This window comes from Sphingosinicella sp., assembly GCF_052387495.1.
Classification (GTDB): Bacteria; Pseudomonadota; Alphaproteobacteria; order Sphingomonadales; family Sphingomonadaceae; genus Allosphingosinicella.
Map to the genome: position 1 here is coordinate 1 of NZ_JBQTJC010000286.1, position 23845 is coordinate 23845.

Sequence of the window (23845 nt, forward strand, 5' to 3'; positions counted from 1 at the left end):
CGGGCGTTGTGTAAAGCGCCGCGGCGCCGTCCGCGCGGGCGTCGTCGAGCAGGACGAAGGGGGCGCTTGTCATGACGGCCCCTCGGGTCCATGTCCGCCGCCGAGGAGAGGAAGCTTGGTCTGCAGCGTCTTCGATCTGTTCAAGATCGGCGTCGGCCCGTCGAGTTCGCACACGATGGGACCGATGACGGCGGCGTGCCGCTTTGTCGAGACGCTGCGCGACAAGGGCCTGCTCGAGGCCACGAGCCGGGTTGAGGTCGACCTCTACGGCTCGCTCGCTCTGACCGGCAAGGGCCACGCCACCGACCGCGCGCTGCTGCTCGGCCTCTCCGGCGAGCGTCCGGATGGAATCGATCCCGACGAGGCGGAGACGGCGGTGGCGCGAATCCGGGAAACCGGCCGCCTGATGCTCGGCGGCGCGCATGAAATCGGCTTCGACGAGGACGCGGACCTGCGCTTTAACCAGCGCGAGAAACTGCCGCATCACAGCAACGGCATGCGCTTCACCGCCACAGCCGGGAGCGAGCAGGAGAGCAAGGTCTATTATTCGGTCGGCGGTGGCGCCGTGGTCGATGAGGAGGACGTCGCCCGCAACGCGCCGCCCGAAGGCGCCTGGGACGTGCCCTACCGCTTCAGCTCGGGCGCCGACCTGCTCGAGCTTGCCGCGCGGGAGGGGGTGAGCTTCGCGGACATCGCCCGCGCCAACGAGCGCGCCGCGCTGAGCGACGCGGAGATCGATGCCCGCCTCGACGCGATCGAGGTCGCAATGTCGGCCTGCATCGACCGGGGCATGGCGATCGGCGGGATATTGCCGGGCGGTCTCAACGTGAAGCGCCGCGCCCCGGCGCTCCATCAGCTGCTCATCGAGCGGGCCGAGCGGGCGCTGCAGGACCCGCTCACCGCGATCGATTGGGTCAACCTCTGGGCGCTGGCGGTCAACGAGGAGAATGCGGCGGGCGGCAAGGTCGTCACCGCGCCGACCAATGGCGCCGCCGGGATCGTTCCCGCCGTGCTGCGCTACTATCAGCGCTTCACCCCGCGCGCGACGCCCGAAGGGGTGCGCGTCTTCCTGCTCACCGCCGCCGCGATCGGCTCGCTGTTCAAGGAGAATGCCTCGATCTCGGGCGCCGAGGTCGGCTGCCAGGGCGAGGTCGGCGTCGCCTGCTCGATGGCGGCGGCGGGGCTGACCGCGGCGCTCGGCGGCAGCCCCATGCAGGTGGAGAATGCGGCCGAGATCGGGATGGAGCACAATCTCGGCCTCACCTGCGATCCGGTCGGCGGCCTGGTCCAGGTCCCGTGCATCGAGCGCAACGCGGTCGGCGCGGTGAAGGCGATCGAGGCCTCGCGGCTGGCATTGGTCGGCACCGGCGAGCACCGCGTCAGCCTCGACCAGGTAATCGAGACGATGCGCCGCACCGGCCTCGACATGAACGAGCGCTACAAAGAAACCAGCCTCGGCGGCCTCGCCGTCAACGTCGTCGAATGCTGAGCGCTCAGACCAGCAGCGTCAGCTCGTAGAACAGCCAGGCGGTGAGCGCCGAGGCGGGAATCGTCAGGAACCAGGCGACGACGATCCGCCGGCCGACGCCCCAGCGCACCGCCGAGGCACGCCGCGCCGCGCCGACGCCCATGATCGCGCCCGTGATCGTGTGGGTGGTCGAGACCGGGATGCCGAAGGCGGTCGCGCCGAACAGCATGAAGGCGCCTCCGGCTTCGGCGCAGAAGCCCTGGTGCGGGGTGAGGCGGGTGATCTTCGATCCCATCGTATGGACGATCCGCCAGCCGCCCATCAAAGTACCGAGGCCCATCGCGGCCTGGCAGGAGATCACCACCCAGAACGGTACCGGGTCATTAGCGCCGAGCAGCCCTTGCGAGACCAGCAGGGCCATGATGATTCCCATCGTCTTCTGCGCATCGTTGGCGCCGTGGCCGAGCGAGTAAGCGGCGGCCGAGATCAGCTGGAGCCGGCGGAAGACGCGATCCGACGTCGTCGCCGCCACCGGCTTGAACAGCCAGGAGGTGACGACCACCAGCAGGATGGCCATGATCATGCCGAAGATCGGCGCGAGGAAGATGAACAGCGCGGTCTTGATCACGCCCCAGGCGACGATGGCGCTGAACCCGCCCGCGGCGGCGATACCGGCCCCGACCAGCCCGCCGACCAGCGCATGGCTGCTGCTCGACGGGATGCCGAGGAACCAGGTGAGCAGGTTCCAGGTGATCGCGCCCATCAGCGCGCCGAAGATCACGGCGGGGGTGACGATCGACGGATCGATGATCCCCTTGCCGATCGTCGTCGCGACCGCGAGGCCGAAGAAGAGGAACGAGATGAAGTTGAAGAAGGCCGCCCAGATCACCGCCAGCTGCGGGCTCAGCACCCGGGTCGAGACCACGGTCGCGATCGAATTGGCGGCGTCGTGCAGGCCGTTCAGGAAATCGAAGGCCAGCGCGACCGCGATCAGCGCGATGATCGTGTAGGTATAGCCGTCCATCAGGCGTGATCGATCACAATGCCCTGCATCTCGTCGGCGACGTCCTCGAGCCGGTCGAGCACCCGCTCAACATGGCTGAACACCTCGCGGCCGACGATGAAGGCCATCGGCCGTTCGGCACCATGAGACTGGTAGATCGATTTGAGCCCGGCGGCGTGGAGCTCGTCGGCGCGGCCTTCGAGATGGACGATCGCCTCGGTGATTTGGTGCAGGCGATGGGCGTTGCGGCCGATATTGCGCATCAGCGGCATGCCCTCGCGCACCAGCCGCGCCGCCTCGCGCGCCTGCCGGCTCATCTCGAGCATCTGCGGCTCGAAGCTGGTCGCTTCATAGAGAGTGATCGCCTTGGCGGTCTGCCACATCTCGTCGAGCGCGTCGTCCATCGCCGAGGCCAGAGCGGTGATCGCGCTGCGGTCGAACGGGGTGATGAACGAACGGCGCACCGCGACCAGCACGTCGCGGGTGACGTCGTCGGCGGCATGCTCGTGATGGGCGATCTGCTTGCAGGATTCCGCGATCCCGACTTCCCCTGAGAACAGCGCCTCCATCGCGTCGGCGCCGGCGACGAGGATCTCCGCATGCCGCTCGAACATGTCGAAGAAGCGGTCCTCGCGCGGCATGATCGCGCGAAACATCTTGAGCATCCCGAATCCCCCAGTCCGTTCGCGCGGCGCGCCGAATGGCCCCGGCCGCGCATAGCCCGGCGCCTCCGCCGGGCGGAAGCCCAGAATCAGCGAGCGCAAGGAGCGCTCGGCGACCGAGGCCGCCGCATCCGCGGGCGCGAACCAGCGCCAGGCGCGCTGCCCCTTTTCCGGCCACTCGTCGAGCTGGCGCGCCACCAGCATCGGATAAACGAGCACTTCGGCCGGCGTCGCGTCGCCGCCGCGCTTCTGCTTGACGTAGCGATAGGTGCCGACCGGCTCCTCGCCGACCTCGCCTTCCAGCCCCGCTTCCTCATGCGCCTCGCGCGCGGCGGACTCCGGCGGCGACAGGCCCGGCGCGGGATTGCCCTTGGGAATGATCCAGCGGCCGGTCTCGCGCGAGGTGACGAGGAGGATGCGCAGCTCTCCTGAGGCCTCGACACGATAGGGCAGGACTCCGTATTGCTCGATCACGTCGCGGGGCCGGCCGTCATGAGTGTCATATAACCGTCACAATCGCCGAATGACCAGAATCGCCGCGCGGCCGGAGAAAGAAAAATGAGAACGCGCCTGCTCCTGCTTTCCCTCGCCGCCGCCGGCCTCGCGCTGGCGCCGCTCGCCGCGCAGGCGCCGCAGCCGGGCAAGGCCTGGACGCTGGAGCAGGCGCAGCCGATCATGGAGAAGACGCAGACGATCCGGCTCGCGCCGGATCTCGCCCATCTCTCGCCCCGCGAGCGCGCCGCGGTCTCGAAGCTGCTCGAGGTCGGCGCGATCTTCCAGGACATTTACGAGGAGCAAAGGCACCGTGCCGCGCTGCCGGTCCGTGCCGCGCTCGAGCGGGCCGACCGTGCGCGCGACGCCGACCCGCTCGCCCACGCCCGCCACACGCTTTACCGCCTCTTCCAGGGCCCGATCGCGACGACGCTCGACAATCGCCGCGAGCCCTTCGTCGCGGTCGATCCGGCCCCGCCGGGGCGCAACGTCTATCCCTGGGACCTGACCCGCCCCGAATGGGACACCTATCTCGCCGCCCATCCCGAGGCGCGGGCCGAGCTCACCCATTTGCGCTCGGTCGTCCGCCGCGCCAACGCCGCGAGCCTGCGCGCCGACATTCTCGTTCTGCGCCATCATCGCGTGCTCGACACGCTCCATCCGGGCCTGCGCGCCCGGCTGGAGGGACTGGCGCGGCGGCCGGACCGCGCCACGCTCTACGCCGTCCCTTATTCGGTCGCTTATGCCGACCGGATGGTTCGGGCCTTCACCCTGCTCTACGATGCGGCCGACCTCGCCGAGCCAAGCGACGCCGAATTCGCCGGCTATCTCCGCAACCGCGCCCGCGACCTGCTCTCCGACGATTACGAATCGGGCGACGCCGCCTGGATCACCGGCCGCTTCGGCAATCTCAACGCGCAGATCGGCGCTTACGAGACCTATGACGACGAGTTGACCGGCATCCGCGCCTTCTATTCGCTGAGCCTGCTCGCCACCCGGCGCGAGGAGACCGAGGCGCTGCGCCGCGGGATGCAGGGGCTGCAGGCGATCGAGGACGCCCTCCCTTACGAGCGGCGCAAGCGCATCCGCGAGGATATCCCCGTCGGCGTCTACGACGTGATCGCCGATTTCGGCCAGTCCCGGGGCGGCAATACGGCGAGCATCCTGCCCAACGAGGCGCTGACCGCGCGCCGCTACGGCCGCACCATCCTTTTGCGCGCCAACATCATGCGCTCGCCCGAAATCTTCAGCGCGGTGGAATCGGCGTGGGGGGCGGTGGTCGCGCCCGAGTTCGCTGACCATCTCACCGCCTACAGCAATTTCCACCGCACCCTGTGGCACGAGGTGGGCCATTATCTCGGCGTCGACAGGACCAGCGACGGCCGCGACCTCGACGAGGCGCTCGGCGCCAACGGCAATCTGCTCGAGGAGACGAAGGCGGACCTGGTCTCTCTTTTCGCCGGCGAGGAGTTGCGGCGGCGGAATTATTTCACCGCGGACCAGCTTCGCTCGCATTATGCGAGCGGGATCAATCGGACGCTGCAGAACGTCCGGCCGCGCCGGGAGCAGCCTTATCAGACGATGCAGCTGATGCAGTTCAACTGGTTCCTCGACCGCGAGGTGCTGCGCTTCGACGCGCGCACCGGCCGCCTTTCGATCGATTACGGGCGCTATCACCGCGCCGTCACCGAGCTGCTGCGCGAGGTGCTCGCCCTCCAGGATCGCGGCGACGAGGCGGCGGCCGACGCCTTCATCGCGCGCTGGAGCCGCTGGGACGAGGCGCTCCACGGCCGCATCGCGGAGGGCATGCGCGCCCGCCAGCGCTATCGCTACCGCCTGTTCACCTACGCCGCGCTGGAGGACTGAGCGCGCCTAGCGCAGCCAGAGGTAGATTTGGCGCCGGTCGATCGTCTCTTCCCGCGCGGGCGACCAGTTGGGGAAGGGGAAAGCGTGGCCGATCACGCGGGCGCCCGGCTTGAGCTCGCGGCGCAGCCTGGTTTCGAGCAAGATGTTCACGTGCGGCAGGAGATAGAGGGAGACGATGGTCGCGCCCTCCAGCGATGCCGCGAACAGATCGTCCTGAAGCAAAGCGATTCGCTCCTGCAGCCCGGCGGCGGCGATCGCGGCGGCGGCTTCGGCGATGCGCGCTGGGTCGCGCTCGATCCCGGTGCAGCGCGCGCCGCGGCGGGCGGCGGCAATCAGGATGCGCCCGTCGCCGCAGCCGAGGTCGAAGAGATTGTCGTCCGGCCCGACCACGGCGAGATCGAGCATGCGCTCGATGACGGGCTCGGGCGTGGTCCAGAAGGGCGCGTCGAGATGCTCCGGCGTCCCGGCGAACGGACCGCGCTCGGCCGCGAACGGGACGGCGCCGCTCATTCCACCCGCCGCGCGGTCCAGCCCTCGCCGCGCATCGCCGCGCCGTCGATCTCGCCTTCGTAGCTCCGTCCGCCCGCGGCGAAGCGCAGCCGGGTGCCGCGCAGCGCCACGTCGCTCAGCGCCGCGCCGCCGAGCGTGCCGCTCACCTCCTGGAAGCGCTGGTCGAGCTGAAGCACGCGTTCGGCGCCGTCCCCGTCGCTCAGCAGCCAGCGCCCGCCGGCCACGGCGGGAACGATCCAGAGATAGATATTCGCCGCATTGACCTCGCGATGCGCGTCGGGAGCCCAGTCGCCGAGGTTGAAGGCGTGGGCGACGATCCGCGTTCCCGGCCTGAGCTCGGTCAAAAGCCGCGGGCGCAGCCGCAGGTTGATCGCCGGGAGCAGGTACATGGTGACCACGGTCGCCTCGCGGATCGGCGTGTCGAACAGATCCTGGCGGCGGAAGCGGGCGCGGGGCTCGACCCCCGCGAGCTGCGCGGCGGTGATCGCCTCGCGCACCCTGTTGGGATCGATATCGACGCCGAGCGCGCGGGCGCCGCGCCGGGCCGCCTCGATCGCGATCCGGCCGTCGCCCGAGCCGAGATCGATCAGGTAGTCGTCTGGTCCGACCTCGGCCATGTCGAGCATCGCCGCAACCACCGGCCGCGGCGTCGGCACATAGGGCACGTCGAGATCGAGCTCGGCGGGCGCGATCGGAGCCGGGTTGAACGGGGCGAGGCCGCCGCCCTGGAAGGTGCAGGCGGCGAGCGTGACGCAGGCCGCGGCGGCGAGGAATCGTCTCATGGCGCCCGGTCTATCAAAGCCCCGCGCGCTTGTATCGCGTCCATTGCCGCGCCATGTGGCCGGCGATGGACACGCCCGCCCCGCCGCTTCGCGTCGCGATCATTCCGGTGACGCCGCTGCAGCAGAATTGCTGCCTGATCTGGTGCACCAGGACGATGCGCGGCGCCTTCACCGATCCCGGCGGCGACCTCGACCGGCTCAAGGCGGCGGCGAAGCAGCAGGGCGTGATGATCGAAAAGCTGCTGCTCACCCACGGCCACATCGACCATTGCGGCTCGGCCAAGCTCCTCGCCGACGAGCTCGGGGTGAAGATCGAGGGGCCGCACGAGAACGACCGCTTCTGGATCAGCCGGCTCGAGGATGACGGACGCGCCTATGGGATCACCGGCAAGCCGTTCGAGAGCGACCGCTGGCTGGTCAACGGCGACCAGGTGACGGTCGGCGAAGTGGTGATGGACGTCTATCACTGCCCCGGCCACACGCCCGGCCACGTCGTCTTCCACCATCCGGCCTCGAAGCTCGCCATCGTCGGCGACGTGCTCTTCCAGGGCTCGATCGGCCGCACCGATTTCCCGATGGGCAATCACCAGGATCTGCTCGACGCGATCACCGGGCGACTCTGGCCGCTCGGGGACGACACCGTCTTCGTCCCCGGCCACGGCCCGGTCAGCACCTTCGGCCAGGAGCGGCGAACCAACCCCTTCGTCGCCGACCGCGTGCTCGCGCGGGGCTGACTGCGGAGGGGGCGGATGCCCGTTGTGGGTGGAAAGTGAGCTCCAATTGGTATTGAATAATGCCAATGCTGATCGTCCTCACAGCCTTAGCGGCGTCGCAGATGGTTCCGCCTGAAGAGCCGCTGGCCGGGGAGCTTTTCGGGCGCATCTGGTACGATTTGCAGTCCAACGCCCTGATCGGGAATGGCAACGAGCTAGCTGCTCGCTGGTATAATGCAGGTCCCGATGGGGCCGACGCGCCCCGGCTGCACATCCAAAATCTTGCTTGCAGCGGAAGCTCCACACGCCTGCGCTGCAGTTTTGAGCTTTTTAGGGAGGGTGGGATTGCAACCACCAACCTCGGTGAGGTGGCTCCTGATCGACTGGCGTGTCGCGCGAGCTTTCGCCGATCCGGTCGCGATGGCCGCTGGTCGATTCCTCGCCTGCCGCCAGGACCTGACGGTGGTCACAGTCGCATAACGATCAGGTGCCGCGAAGAGGCCTGAAAGTCCGCAACAGGTCGAAAGCGGTCGATCGGGACAGACGGCATTTCCTACATGCCGGCCGTCTGTCATAGTGCGATTCGGCTCCTTCCATCGTTCAGTCCATTCGTATCGCGCGTCGGGGTGTCTCCGGCACCCCCCATGGCGAGTGCGAACATTCGGACCATTCGCGCCGCTTCCGGGCGTTACGACCGCACCGCCTCCGCCCGCTGGCCCGGCGAGATCTGGATGCCTTCGTAGATGGCGGGGCTCTGATAGGCGATCAGGATCGCGTAGATGGCGAGGCCGAGCAGGGCGAGCCAGCTGATCGCGATGCCGGCGACGCGGAGGAAGTTGCCGCCGGGCCGGTCCATGCCGAAGGCGTGAAGAATGCGGGCGAGGATGAAGGCGATCGCCGCGCCCCACAGCCAGAGATTGCCGCCTTGGGCGAGCTCGATCAGGCCGAGCAGGATGAGGAAGATCGGGACGTTCTCGGCGAAATTGCCGTGCGCGCGCATCCGCCGCAGCATCACCTCGTTGCCGCCATCGCCGACGCCGATCTTCAGCGGGCGCCGAAGCCGACTGACCCGAAGCGACAGCCAGATGTGCAGGATCGCGGCGGCGCCGGCGACGGTGAGCGTGATCGGCAGGATCATCGGGTGTGCCTCCTCTTGACAAAGCACGCTAAGCATGGGGCGCCGAAGCTTGCAACCGGCCCCGAAATCGCTATAGGCGGCACCCTTCCGCGAGAGCATCAGGCCGCGAGGCCAGCGGCCTTCGGCCGTTGACCGCCACCGACCCGCGCTCGCCAAAGGACAATTTCAAGAATGGAACAGGTGCCACGATGGCCGTCCCCAAGAGAAAAACCTCGCCGTCCAAGCGCAATATGCGGCGCAGCCACGATGCGCTGAAGCCGACCCAGTATCAGGAATGCCCGAATTGCGGCGAGCTTCGCCTGCCGCACAATGTCTGCCAGAGCTGCGGCCATTATAAGGGGCGTGAAATCCTGAAGACCGAGGCGTAAGACCGGCTCGAACAGGGCTTTGGGAGACGGCAATAGTGGGCAGCGCGCCGCGGATCGCGATCGATGCGATGGGTGGCGACGCCGGCCCGGCCGGCATGCTCGCCGGCGCCGCCCTTGCCTTTGAGCGTCGCGACGATCTCGGCTTCCTGCTGTTCGGCGACGAGGCGGCGATCCGGGCCGAGCTCGCCGCCCATGCCGGCCTCGCCTCGATCTGCGAGATCGTCCATTGCGACGACATCGTTTCGGGTGACGACCGGCCGAGCCAGGCGATCCGCCGCGCCAAGACCACCTCGATGGGCCAGGCGATCGCCGCGGTGAAGGACGGCGCCGCCCAGGCGATGGTTTCCGGCGGCAATACCGGCGCGATGATGGCGATGGCCAAGCTCGCGCTCCGCACGATGCCGGGAATCGACCGGCCGGCGCTCGCCGCCTTGCTGCCGACGCTCGGCGCCAACGACGTCGTCATGCTCGATCTCGGCGCCAACACCGATTGCGACACCCGCAACCTTGTCGAGTTCGCGGTGATGGGTGCGGCCTATGCCCGGGTGGTGCTCGAGCTGGAGCGGCCGCGGGTGCAGCTGCTGAACATCGGCACCGAGGAATTGAAGGGCACGGACGAGCTCAAGGCCGCCGCCGGCATCCTGCGGGATTCGCCGCACCTTCACCTGAGCTTCGACGGCTTCGTCGAGGGCGACAAGCTCTCGCGCGGCGATGTCGACGTGATCGTGACGGACGGCTTTTCGGGGAATATCGCGCTCAAATCGCTCGAAGGGACGGCGCGTTTCGTCACCGATCTGCTGAAGCGCGCCTTCACCAGCTCGGTCCGCTCCAAGATCGGCTTCCTGATCTCCCGCCCGGCGACCGAATTGCTCCGTCACCATCTCGATCCCAACAACCACAATGGCGCGGTCTTCCTCGGCCTCAACGGCCTCGTCGTGAAGAGCCACGGCGGCGCCGACACCAAGGGCGTCGCCAACGCGATCCGGGTCGCGGCGCGGATGGTGCGCGAGGACCTCACCCGCAAGATCGCCGAGGATCTCGCCCATGTCCGCGAGCGCGCGCCGCAGGCGGAGGCGGCGAAATGAGCCGCCGCGCGCTGATCGTCGGTACCGGCGCCGCATTGCCGCCGCGCCGCGTCACCAATACCGAGCTGGCGGAGCGCGTCGACACCACCCACGAATGGATCGTCGAGCGCACCGGCATCGAGGCGCGCCATGTCGCCGGCGACGGCGAGACCACGGCGACCCTGGCGACCGAGGCGGCGAAGAAGGCGCTTGCCGCGGCCGGCATCGAGGCAAAGGAGATCGGGCTGATCGTGCTCGCCACGTCCACTCCAGACCAGACCTTCCCGGCGAGCGCGACCCGCGTCCAGACCGCGCTCGGCATCGACGATTGCATCGCCTTCGACGTGCAGGCGGTCTGCACCGGCTTCCTGTACGCGCTCTCGATCGCCGACAATATGATCAAGGGCGGGATGGCCGACCATGCTTTGGTGATCGGCTCCGAGACGTTCAGCCGCATCCTCGATTGGGAAGACCGCGCGACCTGCGTCCTCTTCGGCGACGGCGCCGGCGCGGTCGTGCTCAAGGCAACGGAGACCGGGGACAAGGGCATCCTCGCCACCCGCCTCCACGCCGACGGGCGCCACGGCGATCTGCTCTATGTCGACGGCGGGGTCTCGACCACCGGCACGGTCGGCAAGCTCCGGATGAAGGGCAAGGAGGTGTTCCGCCACGCCGTGACCAACCTCGCGGCCGTGCTCGACGAAACGCTCGAGGCGGCGGGCCACGTTTCGTCCGAGATCGACTGGGTGGTGCCGCACCAGGCCAACAAGCGCATCCTCGACGCGACCGCGAAGAAGCTCGGCCTCGATCCCGCCAAGGTGATCGTCACCGTCGACCAGCATGCCAATACCTCGGCTGCCTCGGTGCCGCTCGCGCTCGATGTCGCGGTGCGCGACGGCCGGATCAAACCGGGCGACCTGATCGTGCTCGAGGCGATGGGCGGCGGCTTCACCTGGGGCGCGGCCGTGGTTCGCTACTGACGCGAATTCTTTTCGAGATCGTAACAATCTCGCCCAAAGTCCGATTGCGCTTGCGCTAGAGCACGGGTAAGGTTGCCGAATTCTCTCGCACAAGGGGGCGGCTGATGGCCGACGCAGGGACAGTTCGGAAACCGGATGCCGGGACGCTGACTCGCGCGGATCTCGCCGACATCGTGCATCGCGAGATCGGCCTTTCCCGCGCCGATTCGGCCGGCATCGTCGAGCGTGTGCTCCATCATATGTGCGCCGCGCTGGCGGACGGGCAGAACGTGAAGATTTCCGGCTTCGGCAGCTTCATCCTGCGCGACAAGGGCGAGCGGATCGGGCGCAACCCGAAGACCGGCGTCGAGGTGCCGATCGCGCCCCGGCGCGTGCTCACCTTCCGCGCCAGCCAGATCATGCGCGAGCGGATCGCCCGCGCGGGCTGAGCCCCGAATGGCCAATCCCAGCCGCAAGAGCGAACACGCCTTCCGGACCATCGGCGAGCTTGCAATCGAACTCGGCGTTCCCCAGCATATCCTGCGCTATTGGGAAACGCGCTTCCCGCAGCTGAAACCGCTGCAGCGCGCCGGGAACCGCCGCTATTACCGCCCGGACGACGTCGCGCTGGCGCGGCGTATCCATGCGCTGCTCAATCGCGACGGCTACACGATCCGCGGCGTCCAGCAATTGCTCGCCAGGGGCGATGCCGGCGAGGAAGCGGTCGCAGCGACCGGCCCGACCCCGGCCAATCAGCATCCGGTCTTCCCCGCCGAGCAGTTGCGCGCGCTCCGCCGGACCCTTGCCGACGCCCTCGCCGCCAGCGACGCCTAGTCCGCTTCGGCGTCGATTTCCGGATCGAGGTCGCGCGGGCGAATGAAACGGGTCAGCCGGCCCCTGCCCTCCGCCAGATCGCGCCAGCGCGTGATCGGGAGTTCGATCTCGGCAAGCGCGCCGGTGGGATATTTGGCGGCAAGCTCGGCATGAAGCGGGCCGTCCGAGTTCCCGGTCAGCAGCAAGGCGAGCATGTGAAAGCCCGGATTGTGGCCGACGAGCAGCAGCCGGTCGATCGTATCGTCGGTCTCGCGAACGATGGCGAGCAAGCTTGCCGAGCTGGCCAGATAGACGCGGCGGTCATAGGCGCGCGCGAGGGGCCCATAGGTCTCCGCCACCCGGTCCAGCGTCTCGAACGCGCGCCTGGCGGGCGAGGACAGCACCGCGTCGAAGCTCAGCCCGAGCGCGCGCATCTCCCGCCCCATGCGCCGTGCCGCCGCGATGCCGCGCGCGTTGAGCGGCCGATCGAAATCGTCCTGGCCGGGATCGGCCCAGCTCGATTTAGCGTGCCGGAGCAGCGTCAAGATCTTCATGCGCATCCCGCGATTCGGGTGAGCCGAGGCGCGATCTTACCCGCGCGATGGCGTCGTCGAGATGAACGCGCGCGACCCGCACCCCCGGCGGGAAGGCGGTGAGCAGCCGCGACGGCGTCGCCGCGGAAAGCAGGACGAAGACCCCGCGATCGTCCTGTCGCCGGATCAGCCGTCCGAACGCCTGGGCGAGCCGGGCGCGAACGACGCGGTTGTCATAGGCCGAGCCGCCGCCCGCCGCGCGGCGGGCGGCGTGGAGCACGGTCGGCCGCGGCCAGGGCACGCCTTCCATCACCACCAGCCTGAGCGATTCGCCCGGCACGTCGACGCCGTCGCGCAGCGCGTCGGTGCCGAGCAGGCTCGCATGCGGATCGTCGCGGAAAATGTCGACAAGCGTACCCGTGTCGATCGGGTCGACATGCTGGGCGTAGAGCGGCAGGCCGGCACGGGCGAGGCGGTCGGCGATCCGCGCCTGCACGGCCTTGAGGCGGCTGATCGCGGTGAACAGGCCCAATGTGCCGCCCTCCGCCGCCTCGATCAGACGGGCATAAGCGCCGGCGAGCGCGGCCGTGTCGCCCTTCTTCACGTCGGTGACGATCAGCACCTCGCTGTTCGCGGCATAGTCGAACGGGCTCGGCGTCTCGAACCGCGCGGCGGGCGCGTCCAGATGGGCGGCGCCGGTGCGCGCTTCGGCCGCGGCCCAGTCCTCGCCGCCGCGCAAAGTGGCCGAAGTGACCAGCACGCCGTGCGCGGGCTTGAGCACCGTCTCGGCCAGCGGCCGGGTCGGATCGAGCCAGCGCCGATGCAGCCCGACATCATATTCGCGCCCCTCGACCCGCTCGACGCTGAGCCAGTCGACGAAATCCGGGTCGGCCGGCCCGCCGATCCGCGCGGCGAGGGCGATCCAAGCGGAGAGGGTCTGAGCGCGCCATGTGAGCCCGCCGATCGCGCCCGCGACGCGGGCGCGCGCCTGCGCGTCGAGCCAATCGGGCGTGTCCTCGATCACCGCCTCCAGCCTTTTGCCGAGGGCGACGAGCGGACGGAGCAGGGATTCGAGCGCCTCGACGGCGGGGCCGGCGGCATCGACAAGCGCCGGGTCCGGCTCGGCCAGCTCGGTCTCGAGCCCGTAGCCCGCATCCTGCGCGGTCGCACGCGCGTAGACGCTGCCGCGCACCGCGCCGAGCAACCGCTCGATCGGCCCGAAAGGGTCGCTCTCGGCGAGGCGCTGCAGCCAGCCGTCCGACGGCAGCGCCCCGGCGAATTGCACCGCCGCCTCCATCGCCGCCGCGCCCGCCTCGTCATAGGAGGCGACATCCATCAGCCGCGCCGCGAGCCCACGGCGGCGACCGCGCGAGCGGCCTTCGGGGCCCATCAGCCAGCGCCTCAGCTCGATCGCCTCCTGCCCGCTGAGCGCCGAGGCGAAGGTCGAATCGGCGGCGTCGAACAGGTGATGGCCTTCGTCGAAGACGATCCGCGTGGGCGGCTGTCCTCCGTCCCGGCCGCGCGCGGCGTTGACCATCAACAGAGCATGGTTGGCGATGACGAGGTCGGCCTCCTGGCTCGCCCGCGCCGCGCGCTCGATGAAGCAGCGCCGGTAATGCGGGCAGCCGGCATAGACGCATTCGCCGCGCCGGTCGGTAAGCGCGGTCGCGCCGGCACGGCGGAACAACGAGGTCAGCCAGCCGGGCAGGTCGCCGCCGACCATGTCGCCGTCGCGCGAATAGGCCGCCCAGCGCGCGACCAGCTGGGCGAGGACCGCCGCGCGCCCGTTAAAGCCGCCTTGAAGAGCATCTTCCAGATTGAGCAGGCAAAGATAATTCTCCCGCCCCTTGCGGATCACGATCTTGCGTTTGCGCTCGACTTCGTCCGCGAAGAGCCGCCCGCCCTCGCGGTCTAGCTGGCGCTGGAGCGCCTTGGTGAAGGTCGAGACCCAGACCGCGCCGTCCGCCGCCTCGGCCCAGAGCGAGGCGGGGGCGAGATAGCCCAAAGTCTTGCCGATCCCGGTCCCCGCCTCGGCGAGCAGCAGGTTCGGCTGTCCCTCCCGCGCGCGCGGCGCGAACACCCGCGCCGCCGCCGCGGCATAATCGCGCTGGCCCTCGCGCGGCTCCGCGCCGCGGCCGACCAGAGCGGCGAGGCGTTCGCGCGTCTCCTCCTCGTCGAGCCGGACCGGGCGCGGCTGGGCGCGGCCGCCGCCCTCCTCCCATTCGGGCAGGCGGCTGAACAGCCAGCGCTCGTCACGCTCGGGTCGCCTGAGCCGCCGCGCGATCGCGGAGCCCCAGGGCCAGCGCAGCCGGTGCAGCGCTTGCGCCGACGCCCAGGCGCCCTCGCGCTCCGGCCAGTCGCCCGCCAGCGTCGCAAGCAAGGTCGCGGCCGCCTCGCGCAGGAATTCGGCCGCCGCTTCCTCCCCTTCCGGCGGCGCGAGACCGAGCGCGTCGGCGATCCCTTTGGGCGTCGGCACCGCGAACCGCGCCGGATGCACGAAAGCGTACAGTTCGAGCAGGTCGAGCCCGTTCAGATCGGGATAGCCGAGCCGGTTGCCGACCAACGGCGCGTTCAGCATGATCATCGGCGTCTCGGCCGCGCGCGCGATCGCCGCGCCGCGCCCGACCGCCTCGACCCGGCCATCGCCATGCGAGATCCAGATGCCGGCATGGGTTGCGTGGAGCGCCGGATAGGGCAAAGAGGCCGCCATCCGCCGGTGATGGCCCCTGCGGAACGAAAGGGCAACAGTGTCGGTCCCCACCGAGCTCCGAGACGCGGCGAAAGTTTCGAAGGCCTGGCCCTATGAGGAGGCGCGCAAGCTGCTGAAGCGCTATCCGGACGGGCCGCCGACGGGCGGCATCGTCTTCGAGACCGGCTACGGCCCCTCGGGCCTGCCGCATCTCGGCACCTTCCAGGAGGTGGCGCGCACTTTGATGGTCCGCCACGCGCTCGCCGAGATGGTCGACTGGCCGAGCCGGCTCATCGCTTTCTCCGATGACATGGACGGAATGCGCAAGGTCCCGCCCGGCGTGCCGCACCAGGACATGATGCACGAACATCTCGATCAGCCGCTCTCGAAGGTGCCGGACCCTTATGGTTGCGGGCACGAAAGCTATGCCGACCACAATAACGGGCTGTTGCGGCAGTTCCTCGACCGGTTCGGCTTCGACTACGAGTTCCTGGCCTCCTCGGACTGCTATTTCTCGGGACGCTTCGACGAGGCGTTGAAGAGCGTGCTCCGCAGTTACGACGCGATCATGGGCGTGATGCTGCCGACGCTGGGCGAGGCGCGGCGCAAGACCTATTCGCCGGTGCTGCCGATCAGCCCGAAGAGCGGCAAGGTGCTGCAGCTGCCGATCGAGCTGCTCGACGCCGAGACAGGGATGGTCGCCTTCGAGGACGAGGGCGAGCGGATCGAGCAGTCGATCCTCTCCGGCGGCGCCAAGCTGCAGTGGAAGGTGGACTGGGCGATGCGCTGGGTCGCGCTCGGCGTCGATTACGAGATGTCGGGCAAGGATCTGATCGATTCGGTCACGCAGAGCAGCAAGATCGCCCGCATCCTCGGCGCCCGCTCGCCGGAGGGCTTCAACTACGAGATGTTCCTCGACGAGAATGGCGAGAAGATCTCGAAGACCAAGGGCAACGGCGTCACCATCGACGAATGGCTGACCTACGCGCCCGAGGAGAGCCTCGCTTTCTACATCTACCGCGATCCCCGGAAGGCGAAGCAATTGAGCTTCTCGGTAATCCCGAAGGCGGTGGACGAGTATTATCAGTTTCTAGCGGCGTATCCCGAGCAGGAATTGGAGAAGAAGCTCGGCAATCCTGTGCATCACGTCCATGCGGGTAATGTGCCCGACGTTGATTTGCCGATCAGTTTCAGCCTGTTGCTGAACTTGGTGGGCGCGGCAGGCACGGCTGACGATGGTGTGGTGTGGGGTTTCGTCGACAAGTATCTCAAGAAGCTGAACCCCGATGAGTGGGCATGGGCGCATCTCCACGACGCCATCGACAGACTGATCGGATACGCAATCGCCTATTTTAGAGATTTCGTAGCGCCAGCGCTGGATCGACGTGCGCCGACTGCGGCTGAAGCATCAGCACTCAGAGATTTGGATGATCGGTTAGGCCAACATGGGAATTATGACCCGGTCGAGATACAGAATCTGATCTACGAAGTCGGCAATGCGCATTACGAAAAAGAAGCGCTGCGCGACTGGTTCAGAGCGCTCTATGAAACCTTGCTCGGGTCAAGCCAAGGCCCCCGAATGGGCAATTTCATCGCCCTCTACGGGATCGACGACACCCGCAAGCTGATCGCAGAGGCGCTCGCGCGTTAGCCTGCCCGGCGGCTGGCGATCCAGTCGTCGATCTTGCGCTCGAGCACGGCGAGCGGCAGCGCCCCGGTCATCAGCACCTGGGCGTGGAACTCGCGGATGTCGAAGCGGTCGCCCAGCGCCCGCTCGGCCCGCTCCCGCAGCTCCAGGATCTTCAGCTGCCCGATCTTGTAGGAAAGCGCCTGGCCGGGAATGGCGATGTAGCGCTCGACCTCGGTCGTCGCCTGAGTCTCGCTGACGCCGCTGTTCTCCAGCATGTAGCGGATCGCCTGCTCGCGGGTCCAACCCATGGCATGGATGCCGGTGTCGACGACGAGCCGGATCGCCCGATACTGGTCGGCATTGAGGCCGCCGAAGCGCTGATAGGGGTCGCTTTCCATGCCGAGCTCGTCCCAGAGCGTCTCCGCATAGAGGCCCCATCCCTCGACATAAGCGGTGTTGCCGCCGAAGCGCATGAAAGCGGGCAGCGCCTCATTCTCGTTGGCAAGGCTGATCTGAAAATGATGCCCCGGCGCGCCCTCGTGGAGATAGAGCGCCTCCATGCCGTGGGTCCGGCGCGAGGGGAGGTCATAAGCGTTGTAGTAGAAAATGCCCGGTCGGGAGCCGTCGGGCGTGCCGTTTTGATAGGAGCCGGTCGAGGCGTTGCGCTCGCGGAATTCCTCGACCTCACGAATCTCGAGGCGGGTGCGCGGCAGAGTCGAGAAGAGCTCACCGAGCCGCTGATCGACGCGGCGGCCGATCGCATAATAGCCCTCGCGCATCTCGTCGCGATTGGCGGCGGCGAAGCGCGGATCGGTGCGCAGATATTCGAGGAATTGCGGGAGATCGCCCTCGAAGCCGACGCGCTGGCGGATCGCCTCCATCTCGGCGCGGTTGCGCGCGACCTCGCGCAGGCCGATCTGGTGCACCTCCTCGGGCGTCATCGGCAGGGTCGTGTTCGATTCGACGAGGCGGCGGTAGAGCCGGTCGCCGCCCTGCATGTGGACGAGGCCCACACCTTCGCGGGCGCGCGGAAGATATTCGTTCTGGAGGAAATCGCGGAGGCGCCGGTAGGCGGGATAGATGCCGTCGCGGATGATCTCGAGATGCGCCTGGCGCAGTCGCGCCCGCTCCGCCTCGGGAACCTCGTCGGGAAAATTCGCGACCGGGCCGAAATAGGGTGATTCCTCCGGCGGCGCGGCGAGCTGGGTGTCGAGCTGGCCGATCACATTGCGGATCGTCAGCTGGGTCTCGACCACCCCCGATTCGAGGCCCTGGCGGAAACGGGCGATGACGCGGTCGAACGCGTCGATGAACTGGCGGTGGCGCCTGAGATTGTTCTCATAATCCTCGACATTGCGGAACGGCGCGGCGCTGCGGCCCGAGGCGAAGACCGGGTAGAAGGTGTGAAAGCCGGTGAAATGGTTGAGCGGCCGCACCGCGGTCAGCGCGAGCATGTCGGGCTCGAGATCGACGAGATTGTCCCGAGTCTGATATTCGAACACGTCATAGGCGATGCGATCGGTGGGGTTGAGGGCGTTTCGGTCGATCGCGCGGAGCGCCGCCAGGTCCGCCTCGGCCGCCTCGCGCTCGGCGGCGAAATAGGCGTCGGTGCCGAAATCGCCGAGCCGGTCGGCATAGCGATAGTCGCCGCGGAACATCGCCTGGATCGGATTGCGCCGGAGCGAGGCCTCGTCGCTCTCGCGGAACAGGCGGTGGAGGCGCTGGCCCGCAGTCTCCGCGGCCGCCGCGGCGGGCGGCGGCGCCTGGGCGAGCGCCGGCGCGGCGCCGGACAGCAGGAGCAAGGCGAGCAAGGCGCTGCGGGTCATGGTTCGAATACTCCTGTGAAATCGGGTCAGGCGGCGCGGCGGCTGGCGATCCAGTCGTCGATCTTGCGCTCGAGCACGGCGAGCGGCAGCGCCCCGGTCATCAGCACCTGGGCGTGGAACTCGCGCAGGTCGAAGCGGTCGCCGAGCGCCGCCTCGGCGCGGGCGCGCAGCTCGAGGATCTTGAGCTGGCCGATCTTGTAAGCGAGCGCCTGGCCCGGAATGGCGATGTAGCGCTCGACCTCGGAAACCACCTCGGTGCGGCTCATCCCGCTATTGTCGAGCATATACTGGATCGCCTGGTCGCGGGTCCAACCCTTGGAGTGGATGCCGGTGTCGACGACCAGCCGCATCGCGCGCAGCATCTCGTCGTTGAGGCCGCCGAAGCGCTGATAGGGATCGGTCTCCATGCCGAGCTCGTCCCAGAGCGTCTCGGCGTAGAGCGCCCAGCCCTCGACGAAGGCGGTGTTCCCGCCGAAGCGCATGAAATTGGGCAGCGCCTCATTCTCGTTGGCGAGGCTGATCTGGAAGTGGTGCCCCGGCGCGCCCTCGTGGAGGTAGAGCGTCTCCATCCCGTAGGTCCGGCGCGAGGGGAGATCGTAGGCATTGTAGTAGAAGACGCCGGGCCGCGAGCCGTCCGGCGTGCCGTCCTGATAGGAGCCGCCCGCCTCGTTGCGCTCGCGGAAGGCCTCGACCTCGCGGATCTCGAGGCGGGCCCGCGGCAGGGTCGAGAAATACTGCCCGATCCGCTCGTCGACCTGGCGGCCGATCGCGTAATAGCGCTCGCGCATCCATTCGCGGCTCTCGGGCTCGAACTGGCGGTCGGTGCGCAGGTGCTCGAAGAACTGGGCGAGGGTGCCGTTGAAGTTCACTCGGCTACGGATCGCGTCCATCTCGCCGCGGATGCGGGCGACCTCGGACAGGCCGATATTGTGGACCTCGTCCGCGGTCAGCGGCAGCGTCGTATTGTCCTGGATGCGGCGCTGGTAGAGGCGGTCGCCGCCGCGCATGTGGACGAGGCCGACGCCCTCGCGCGCATGCGGCAGATATTCGGTCTGGAGGAACTCGCGCAGGCGCCGGTAGGCGGGGTAGATGCCGTCGCGGATCACCGCGATCAGCTCGGCGCGTAGCCGCGCCCGCTCGGCCTCCGGCACGGCCTCGGGGAAGTTCTGCAGCGGCCCGGCATAAGGCGATTCCTCCGGCGCGACGGCGAGCTGGGTGTCGAGCTGCTGGATCACGTTGCGGATGGTGAGCTGGGTCTCGACCACGCCCGAGGCGAGGCCCTGGCGGAAGCGGCCGATCGCGCGGTCGATGCCGGTGACGAATTGTTGGTGGCGGCGGACGTTGTTCTCGTAATCCTCGACATTGCGGAACGGCGCCGCGCTCCGGCCCGAGGCGAAGACTGGATAGAAAGTGTGGAAGCCGGAGAAATGGTTGATCGGCCGCACCGCGGTCAGCGCCAGCATGTCCGGCTGCAGGTCGATCAGGTTGTTGCGCGTCTGGTGCTCGAAGACGTCGTAGGCGAGCCGGTCGGTGGCGTTGAGCGCGGCGCGGTCGATGGCGCGCAGGGCCGCGAGGTCGCGCTCGGCGGCGGCGCGCTCGGCGGCGAAATATTCGTCGGTGATATAGTCGCCGAGTCGGTCGGCGTAGCGGAAGTCACCGCGGAACATCGCCTGGATCGGATTGCGCCGCAGCGAATCCTCGTCGCTCTCGCGGAACAGGCGGTGGAGGCGCTGGCTCGGCGTCTCCTGGGCGGTGGCAGCGGCGGGCTGGGCGGGCGCCAGGGTCTGGGCCAGCGCTGGCGCGGCGGCGGCGATAGCGGCGAAAGAGACGGCGGCGAGCATGAAGGCGCGAACGGTCATTGTGCAAATCCCCACTCTTGGTGTGGGAGTGCCATAATACAGCAGGGCGGGCGCCGCAATCGCCCGAAACGATTTCAGTAGGTCGGGACGGCGGACGGGTGCCAGGGCCGCTCGCGGTGCCACTTGGTGATGATATATTTGACGCCTTCGGTGACCGGCAGGCCTTGGTGCAGCGAGACGCGGTTGGGATGCCCGTCCGGCGTCATATTGTTCCAGGTGAGCAGATTGCCGACGCGCGGCGCGACCTTGATCGCGGCTTCGGGAAAGGCGGTCTGGCCGCCGCTCGCCGGCGCGTTCAGGAAGACCATCGCGGTCCACGTCCGCTGGCCGCCGCAGCGCTCCATCTCGTCCCAATAGGGCTCGCCGATATGGAAGAAATCGTGATGCTCCTTGAACTGCTGGCCGACCGCGTAGCGCTGGCCCTGGATGGTCTCGCCATGGCTCGGCTCGATCCCCATGAGGTTGGCGATCTTGCGCTCGACCTGGATCACCATCGGATCGTCCGGATCGAGATTGCAGCTTTCGCTGGTGCGGAATTCGGGGTCGCTCGTGGGAGAGAGGAGCTGGGAGGGCATGCGATTGCGGTCGATCAGCCGGATCAGCCCGGCGCATTCGGCCGGGGTCAGGAAATCGCGCGCGACGAAGATCTCCAGGGTCTTGGAGGGTATCTGCAAGACCGTCGGATTGGCGAGTAGCCGCCGCCGCACCGTCTCGCCGATCCTCACCTTGTAGTCGTCACCCTCCAGTTCCACGCTCACGCTCCGCCACGAATCGTCGGGGCTCCAATGCGACAGGGGTCGAAGGCCTGACAAGCGAAAAGCCCGGAGCGTCTCCGCCCCGGGCTTCCGTCCTTCAGTTCGATCCGCGAGCGGCCTACCAGAAGAAGCTGTAGATCACGTCGATCACTTCGCCGGTATAGACGTCGACCAGCAGCACGTCGTCATAATAGCGCACCCACTGAGTCCCGTACGGCGCCGGCGGCAGCCGGTAGTAGAACGGGTCGTCGATCCAGTAGCGCTGGCTGTAGAAGAGCGGCTGCAGGATCAGCCCGATCGAGAAGCGCCGGTAGCTCCAGTCCCGATAGGGCGAATAATAACGCGACCCGCGGAAAATGTTGCGGTTGCTGTAGCGCCAGCGCTGCCAGTCGTAGCGGCGGTCGTTGCGCCAGCTCCGGTTCCAGTCGCGCCGGTCGGAGCGGCGGTCCTGACGCCAGTCGCGGCGGTGGTCGCGACGGTCCTGGCGCCAGTCGCGCCGGTCGCCGCGGCGGTCCTGCCGCCAATCCCGGCGGTCTTCGCGACGATCCTGATGGACGTCCTGCCGCGCCTCGCGGTTCGCGGCGCGCTGTTGCTGCACGACCTCGCGATATTGCTCCTGGGAACCGTAACGCCGCGCATTTTCGCGCGCCGTGCGATCGTAACGCTCCTGGTGCTGGCGCATCCGCGGATCGGTGCGCGAGCCGCCCCAGCCCGGGACCGGCTGCGCCTGCGGCTGGGCCACACGTTGCTGACGGACCTGCTGACGCGTCTGCGGCGCCCGCTGCTGGCGGGCCTCCTGACGCGATTCGCGGCGTTCCTGCCGCGCCTCGCGGCGTTCGGACCGCGCTTCGCTACGGTCGCCGCCGCGGCGTTGTGCTTCGGCCGCGATCGGGGTCATCACCGTCGCCGCCATGATCATTGCCATCAATGCCTTGCGCATCGAATCACTCCTTTACTGCATGGCGGCGATAAGCTCCGCCCGATAGGATGTCTTGTGCACCAGACCGGATGAGCGGTTGCTGAACCGGGCGGCAATCGAAGCGAAAGAAAGCGAGCGAAATCAGCGACTCGGCGGCGCACGACCGGCTCTCGGACGGCGCGGCTCGGCGCGGATCGCCGGCACCTCGCGCGCCGCGTCCTCCGGGCTGATTCCCGGCGGTGGCGCGGCGGAGACGGTCTCCCGCCCGGTCTTGATCCTGACCGCGCGGCGGATCGATTCGCGCAGGCGCGGATAAATGCCGCAGCGGCAGATATTGGAGATCGCGGCGTCGATCTGCTGGTCGGTCGGGCTGTCGTTGCGGTCGACCAGAGCGGCGGCGGCCATGACCACGCCCGGGATGCAATAGCCGCACTGGACGACGAAATCCGCGGCGAAGGCCTGCTGCACCGGGTGCGAGCGGTCGCGCGACAGGCCCTCGATGGTGGTGACGAAGCTGCCCTCGAGCTCGCCGATCGGCACCCGGCAGCTGCGCACCGCATTGCCGTCGACATGGACGGTGCAGGCGCCGCAATGGCCGGTGCCGCAGCCATATTTGGCCCCGGTGAGGTTGGAGGCGTCCCTCAAGGCCCAGAGCAGGGGCGTCTCCGGATCCATCCGGTAGTGGACGGGCTGGCCGTTCACGGTAAAGCGGGTCATGGCCGGGTCTTAAGGCGGGAGCTTGAGCATGGGAAGCGAGCGGATCGCGGTGGAGATCGAGGGGGGCGTCGCCCATGTCGAGCTGACCCGGCCCGACAAGTTCAACGCGATGGACAAGGAGATGTTCGCCGCGATCGGCGACACCTTCCAGGCGCTCGGCCGCGACCCGCAGGTGCGGGCGATCCTGCTCTCCGGACGGGGCAAGCATTTCACCGCCGGGCTCGACCTCGAATATGCCTCGCGCCAGTTTCCGAAGAGCGACGATCCCGGCCGCGCGGCCGAGGCGCGGCTTCGCCACATCGAATGGCTGCAGGACGCGTTCGGCGCGGTCGAGGCGGCGCGGCCGCCGGTGGTGGCGGCGATCCAGGGCGGCTGCATCGGCGCCGGCGTCGATCTCGCCTCGGCATGCGACCTCCGCGTCGCCGGCGCCGACGCCTTCTTCCAGGTCGCCGAGGTCGATGTCGCGATCACCGCCGACCTCGGCACGCTGCAGCGGCTCGGCTATCTGATCCCGCAAGGCGTGCTCAGGGAGCTGACCTATACCGGCCGGCGGATGGGCGCCGAGGAAGCGGCGCGCTATGGCCTGGTCAACGAAATCGCGGAGGATCCGGTTGCCGCCGGGATGGCGCTGGCGCGGACGATCGCCGCCAAATCGCCGCTCGCCGTTGCAGGGGCGAAGCGCAGCCTCAATCACAGCCGCGGCCGGCCGATCGAGGAAGGGCTGCGCGACGTCGCCGTCTGGAATGCCGCGACCCTGGTCAGCGCGGACCTCAATGAGGCGATCCGGGCGCGGCTCGGCAAGACCGAGGCGCGGTTCGGCCCGCTCGACGACTGACGCGCGGAACCCGAGGCGGCGGGGGGTCGTTGGCCCGGCATCGACACCTTTCAGTGGAGCGTAACCCCATGTCCACCATTCCCAACACCGCCATGCCCCATGCCAAGGCCGCGCCCGAGGGCGAGGACTCCCCCTCGCGCGGCGCGATGCTGCGCGACGGCGCCAGGAGCATCGCCGACAAGGCCAGGGCCCATCCCAGGACCTCCGCCGCGATCGGCGCCGGCGTGATCGCCGCGACCGCGGG

General features: G+C 68.5%; 22 protein-coding genes. 10 read left to right on the forward strand and 12 right to left on the reverse strand.

The genetic code is table 11. The features are described from left to right. Positions 1-115: 115 nt before the first annotated feature. The gene (locus tag ACT4N8_RS15650) at positions 116-1489 is read left to right on the forward strand and encodes an L-serine ammonia-lyase (RefSeq protein ID WP_444859039.1); all 1374 of its coding nucleotides are present in this window, start codon (positions 116-118) and stop codon (positions 1487-1489) included. Between the two features lie 4 nt (positions 1490-1493). Here ACT4N8_RS15650 and ACT4N8_RS15655 read toward each other — a convergent pair whose 3' ends face one another. Both ACT4N8_RS15655 and ACT4N8_RS15660 read right to left on the reverse strand, forming a co-directional pair. Beyond that, the gene (locus ACT4N8_RS15655) at positions 1494-2492 is read right to left on the reverse strand and encodes an anion permease (protein ID WP_444859040.1); all 999 of its coding nucleotides are present in this window, start codon (positions 2490-2492) and stop codon (positions 1494-1496) included. Then, a complete protein-coding gene (locus ACT4N8_RS15660) occupies positions 2492-3604 on the reverse strand; it encodes a DUF47 family protein (protein WP_444859059.1) in 1113 nt (370 codons plus the stop codon). Before ACT4N8_RS15660 ends, ACT4N8_RS15655 begins: the two co-directional genes overlap by 1 nt. A gap of 87 nt (positions 3605-3691) precedes the next feature. Between ACT4N8_RS15660 and ACT4N8_RS15665 the strand changes: the two genes are divergently transcribed. Next, positions 3692-5491 (forward strand): hypothetical protein, encoded by a 1800-nt coding sequence (locus ACT4N8_RS15665; protein ID WP_444859041.1) that lies wholly within the window; start codon positions 3692-3694, stop codon positions 5489-5491. Positions 5492-5497: 6 nt separating this feature from the next. Here the strand turns inward: ACT4N8_RS15665 and ACT4N8_RS15670 are convergent, their stop codons facing one another. Next, positions 5498-6001, reverse strand: a complete 504-nt coding sequence (locus ACT4N8_RS15670; RefSeq protein WP_444859042.1) for an SAM-dependent methyltransferase — start codon at positions 5999-6001, stop codon at positions 5498-5500. Then, the gene (locus tag ACT4N8_RS15675) at positions 5998-6783 is read right to left on the reverse strand and encodes an SAM-dependent methyltransferase (RefSeq protein WP_444859043.1); all 786 of its coding nucleotides are present in this window, start codon (positions 6781-6783) and stop codon (positions 5998-6000) included. The genes ACT4N8_RS15670 and ACT4N8_RS15675 overlap by 4 nt, the downstream gene beginning before the upstream one ends. A 65-nt stretch (positions 6784-6848) precedes the next feature. Here ACT4N8_RS15675 and ACT4N8_RS15680 point away from each other — a divergent pair, with 65 nt between their 5' ends. Next, on the forward strand, positions 6849-7517 hold the full coding sequence (locus ACT4N8_RS15680) for an MBL fold metallo-hydrolase (protein WP_444859044.1): 669 nt from the start codon (positions 6849-6851) through the stop codon (positions 7515-7517). Between the two features lie 667 nt (positions 7518-8184). Here ACT4N8_RS15680 and ACT4N8_RS15685 read toward each other — a convergent pair. Further along, positions 8185-8634 (reverse strand): MAPEG family protein, encoded by a 450-nt coding sequence (locus ACT4N8_RS15685; RefSeq protein WP_444859045.1) that lies wholly within the window; start codon positions 8632-8634, stop codon positions 8185-8187. Positions 8635-8822: 188 nt separating this feature from the next. Here ACT4N8_RS15685 and rpmF point away from each other — a divergent pair, with 188 nt between their 5' ends. The 5 genes from rpmF to ACT4N8_RS15710 all read left to right on the forward strand — a co-directional run bounded on the left by rpmF (position 8823) and on the right by ACT4N8_RS15710 (position 11859). Next, positions 8823-9002 (forward strand): 50S ribosomal protein L32, encoded by a 180-nt coding sequence (gene rpmF, locus ACT4N8_RS15690; protein WP_444859046.1) that lies wholly within the window; start codon positions 8823-8825, stop codon positions 9000-9002. Positions 9003-9037: 35 nt separating this feature from the next. Beyond that, on the forward strand, positions 9038-10087 hold the full coding sequence (gene plsX / locus ACT4N8_RS15695) for a phosphate acyltransferase PlsX (RefSeq protein ID WP_444859047.1): 1050 nt from the start codon (positions 9038-9040) through the stop codon (positions 10085-10087). After that, positions 10084-11046, forward strand: coding sequence for a beta-ketoacyl-ACP synthase III (locus ACT4N8_RS15700; RefSeq protein ID WP_444859048.1), 963 nt, complete (start codon positions 10084-10086; stop codon positions 11044-11046). Before plsX ends, ACT4N8_RS15700 begins: the two co-directional genes overlap by 4 nt. Before the next feature lie 104 nt (positions 11047-11150). After that, positions 11151-11474: an integration host factor subunit alpha gene (locus ACT4N8_RS15705; RefSeq protein ID WP_444859049.1), complete on the forward strand. Its 324-nt coding sequence runs from the start codon at positions 11151-11153 to the stop codon at positions 11472-11474. A 7-nt stretch (positions 11475-11481) separates the two neighbouring features. Then, positions 11482-11859 carry a MerR family transcriptional regulator gene (locus ACT4N8_RS15710; protein WP_444859050.1) on the forward strand — a complete coding sequence of 126 codons (378 nt, stop codon included), beginning with the start codon at positions 11482-11484 and terminating at the stop codon, positions 11857-11859. Here ACT4N8_RS15710 and ACT4N8_RS15715 read toward each other — a convergent pair. Then, entirely contained in the window at positions 11856-12392 is a 537-nt protein-coding gene (locus tag ACT4N8_RS15715) for a SixA phosphatase family protein (RefSeq protein WP_444859051.1), read from the reverse strand. The two genes, ACT4N8_RS15710 and ACT4N8_RS15715, sit on opposite strands and share 4 nt — an antisense overlap. Then, the gene (locus ACT4N8_RS15720) at positions 12361-15081 is read right to left on the reverse strand and encodes an ATP-dependent DNA helicase (protein ID WP_444859052.1); all 2721 of its coding nucleotides are present in this window, start codon (positions 15079-15081) and stop codon (positions 12361-12363) included. Before ACT4N8_RS15720 ends, ACT4N8_RS15715 begins: the two co-directional genes overlap by 32 nt. Before the next feature lie 37 nt (positions 15082-15118). On the opposite strand from ACT4N8_RS15720, the gene ACT4N8_RS15725 reads away from it, so the two are divergent. Next, a complete protein-coding gene (locus tag ACT4N8_RS15725; protein ID WP_444859053.1) occupies positions 15119-16711 on the forward strand; it encodes a lysine--tRNA ligase in 1593 nt (530 codons plus the stop codon). Here ACT4N8_RS15725 and ACT4N8_RS15730 read toward each other — a convergent pair. The 5 genes from ACT4N8_RS15730 to ACT4N8_RS15750 all read right to left on the reverse strand — a co-directional run bounded on the left by ACT4N8_RS15730 (position 16708) and on the right by ACT4N8_RS15750 (position 22766). Further along, a complete protein-coding gene (locus ACT4N8_RS15730) occupies positions 16708-18516 on the reverse strand; it encodes a DUF885 domain-containing protein (protein ID WP_444859054.1) in 1809 nt (602 codons plus the stop codon). The genes ACT4N8_RS15725 and ACT4N8_RS15730 overlap by 4 nt on opposite strands. Before the next feature lie 26 nt (positions 18517-18542). After that, positions 18543-20375, reverse strand: coding sequence for a DUF885 domain-containing protein (locus ACT4N8_RS15735; RefSeq protein WP_444859055.1), 1833 nt, complete (start codon positions 20373-20375; stop codon positions 18543-18545). A 74-nt stretch (positions 20376-20449) separates the two neighbouring features. After that, positions 20450-21127 (reverse strand): 2OG-Fe(II) oxygenase, encoded by a 678-nt coding sequence (locus tag ACT4N8_RS15740; protein WP_444859056.1) that lies wholly within the window; start codon positions 21125-21127, stop codon positions 20450-20452. A 121-nt stretch (positions 21128-21248) separates the two neighbouring features. Further along, on the reverse strand, positions 21249-22070 hold the full coding sequence (locus ACT4N8_RS15745) for an RcnB family protein (protein WP_444859057.1): 822 nt from the start codon (positions 22068-22070) through the stop codon (positions 21249-21251). Between the two features lie 120 nt (positions 22071-22190). Further along, positions 22191-22766: a (2Fe-2S)-binding protein gene (locus ACT4N8_RS15750; protein WP_444859058.1), complete on the reverse strand. Its 576-nt coding sequence runs from the start codon at positions 22764-22766 to the stop codon at positions 22191-22193. 28 nt (positions 22767-22794) lie between these two features. On the opposite strand from ACT4N8_RS15750, the gene ACT4N8_RS15755 reads away from it, so the two are divergent. Continuing rightward, a complete protein-coding gene (locus ACT4N8_RS15755; protein WP_444859060.1) occupies positions 22795-23601 on the forward strand; it encodes an enoyl-CoA hydratase-related protein in 807 nt (268 codons plus the stop codon). The last annotated feature ends 244 nt before the right edge of the window (positions 23602-23845 follow it).

Bases quoted from the DNA above. Each gene is read 5' to 3' on its own strand.
- ACT4N8_RS15675 (WP_444859043.1), bottom strand. From the start codon at position 6,783: ATGAGACGATTCCTCGCCGCCGCGGCCTGCGTCACGCTCGCCGCCTGC.
- ACT4N8_RS15755 (WP_444859060.1), top strand. From the start codon at position 22,795: ATGGGAAGCGAGCGGATCGCGGTGGAGATCGAGGGGGGCGTCGCCCAT.
- ACT4N8_RS15750 (WP_444859058.1), bottom strand. From the start codon at position 22,766: ATGACCCGCTTTACCGTGAACGGCCAGCCCGTCCACTACCGGATGGAT.
- ACT4N8_RS15705 (WP_444859049.1), top strand. From the start codon at position 11,151: ATGGCCGACGCAGGGACAGTTCGGAAACCGGATGCCGGGACGCTGACT.
- ACT4N8_RS15680 (WP_444859044.1), top strand. From the start codon at position 6,849: ATGGACACGCCCGCCCCGCCGCTTCGCGTCGCGATCATTCCGGTGACG.
- ACT4N8_RS15735 (WP_444859055.1), bottom strand. From the start codon at position 20,375: ATGACCGTTCGCGCCTTCATGCTCGCCGCCGTCTCTTTCGCCGCTATC.
- ACT4N8_RS15685 (WP_444859045.1), bottom strand. From the start codon at position 8,634: ATGATCCTGCCGATCACGCTCACCGTCGCCGGCGCCGCCGCGATCCTG.
- ACT4N8_RS15720 (WP_444859052.1), bottom strand. From the start codon at position 15,081: ATGGCGGCCTCTTTGCCCTATCCGGCGCTCCACGCAACCCATGCCGGC.
- ACT4N8_RS15665 (WP_444859041.1), top strand. From the start codon at position 3,692: ATGAGAACGCGCCTGCTCCTGCTTTCCCTCGCCGCCGCCGGCCTCGCG.
- ACT4N8_RS15700 (WP_444859048.1), top strand. From the start codon at position 10,084: ATGAGCCGCCGCGCGCTGATCGTCGGTACCGGCGCCGCATTGCCGCCG.
- ACT4N8_RS15715 (WP_444859051.1), bottom strand. From the start codon at position 12,392: ATGAAGATCTTGACGCTGCTCCGGCACGCTAAATCGAGCTGGGCCGAT.
- ACT4N8_RS15655 (WP_444859040.1), bottom strand. From the start codon at position 2,492: ATGGACGGCTATACCTACACGATCATCGCGCTGATCGCGGTCGCGCTG.
- ACT4N8_RS15670 (WP_444859042.1), bottom strand. From the start codon at position 6,001: ATGAGCGGCGCCGTCCCGTTCGCGGCCGAGCGCGGTCCGTTCGCCGGG.
- ACT4N8_RS15730 (WP_444859054.1), bottom strand. From the start codon at position 18,516: ATGACCCGCAGCGCCTTGCTCGCCTTGCTCCTGCTGTCCGGCGCCGCG.
- rpmF (WP_444859046.1), top strand. From the start codon at position 8,823: ATGGCCGTCCCCAAGAGAAAAACCTCGCCGTCCAAGCGCAATATGCGG.
- ACT4N8_RS15745 (WP_444859057.1), bottom strand. From the start codon at position 22,070: ATGCGCAAGGCATTGATGGCAATGATCATGGCGGCGACGGTGATGACC.
- ACT4N8_RS15710 (WP_444859050.1), top strand. From the start codon at position 11,482: ATGGCCAATCCCAGCCGCAAGAGCGAACACGCCTTCCGGACCATCGGC.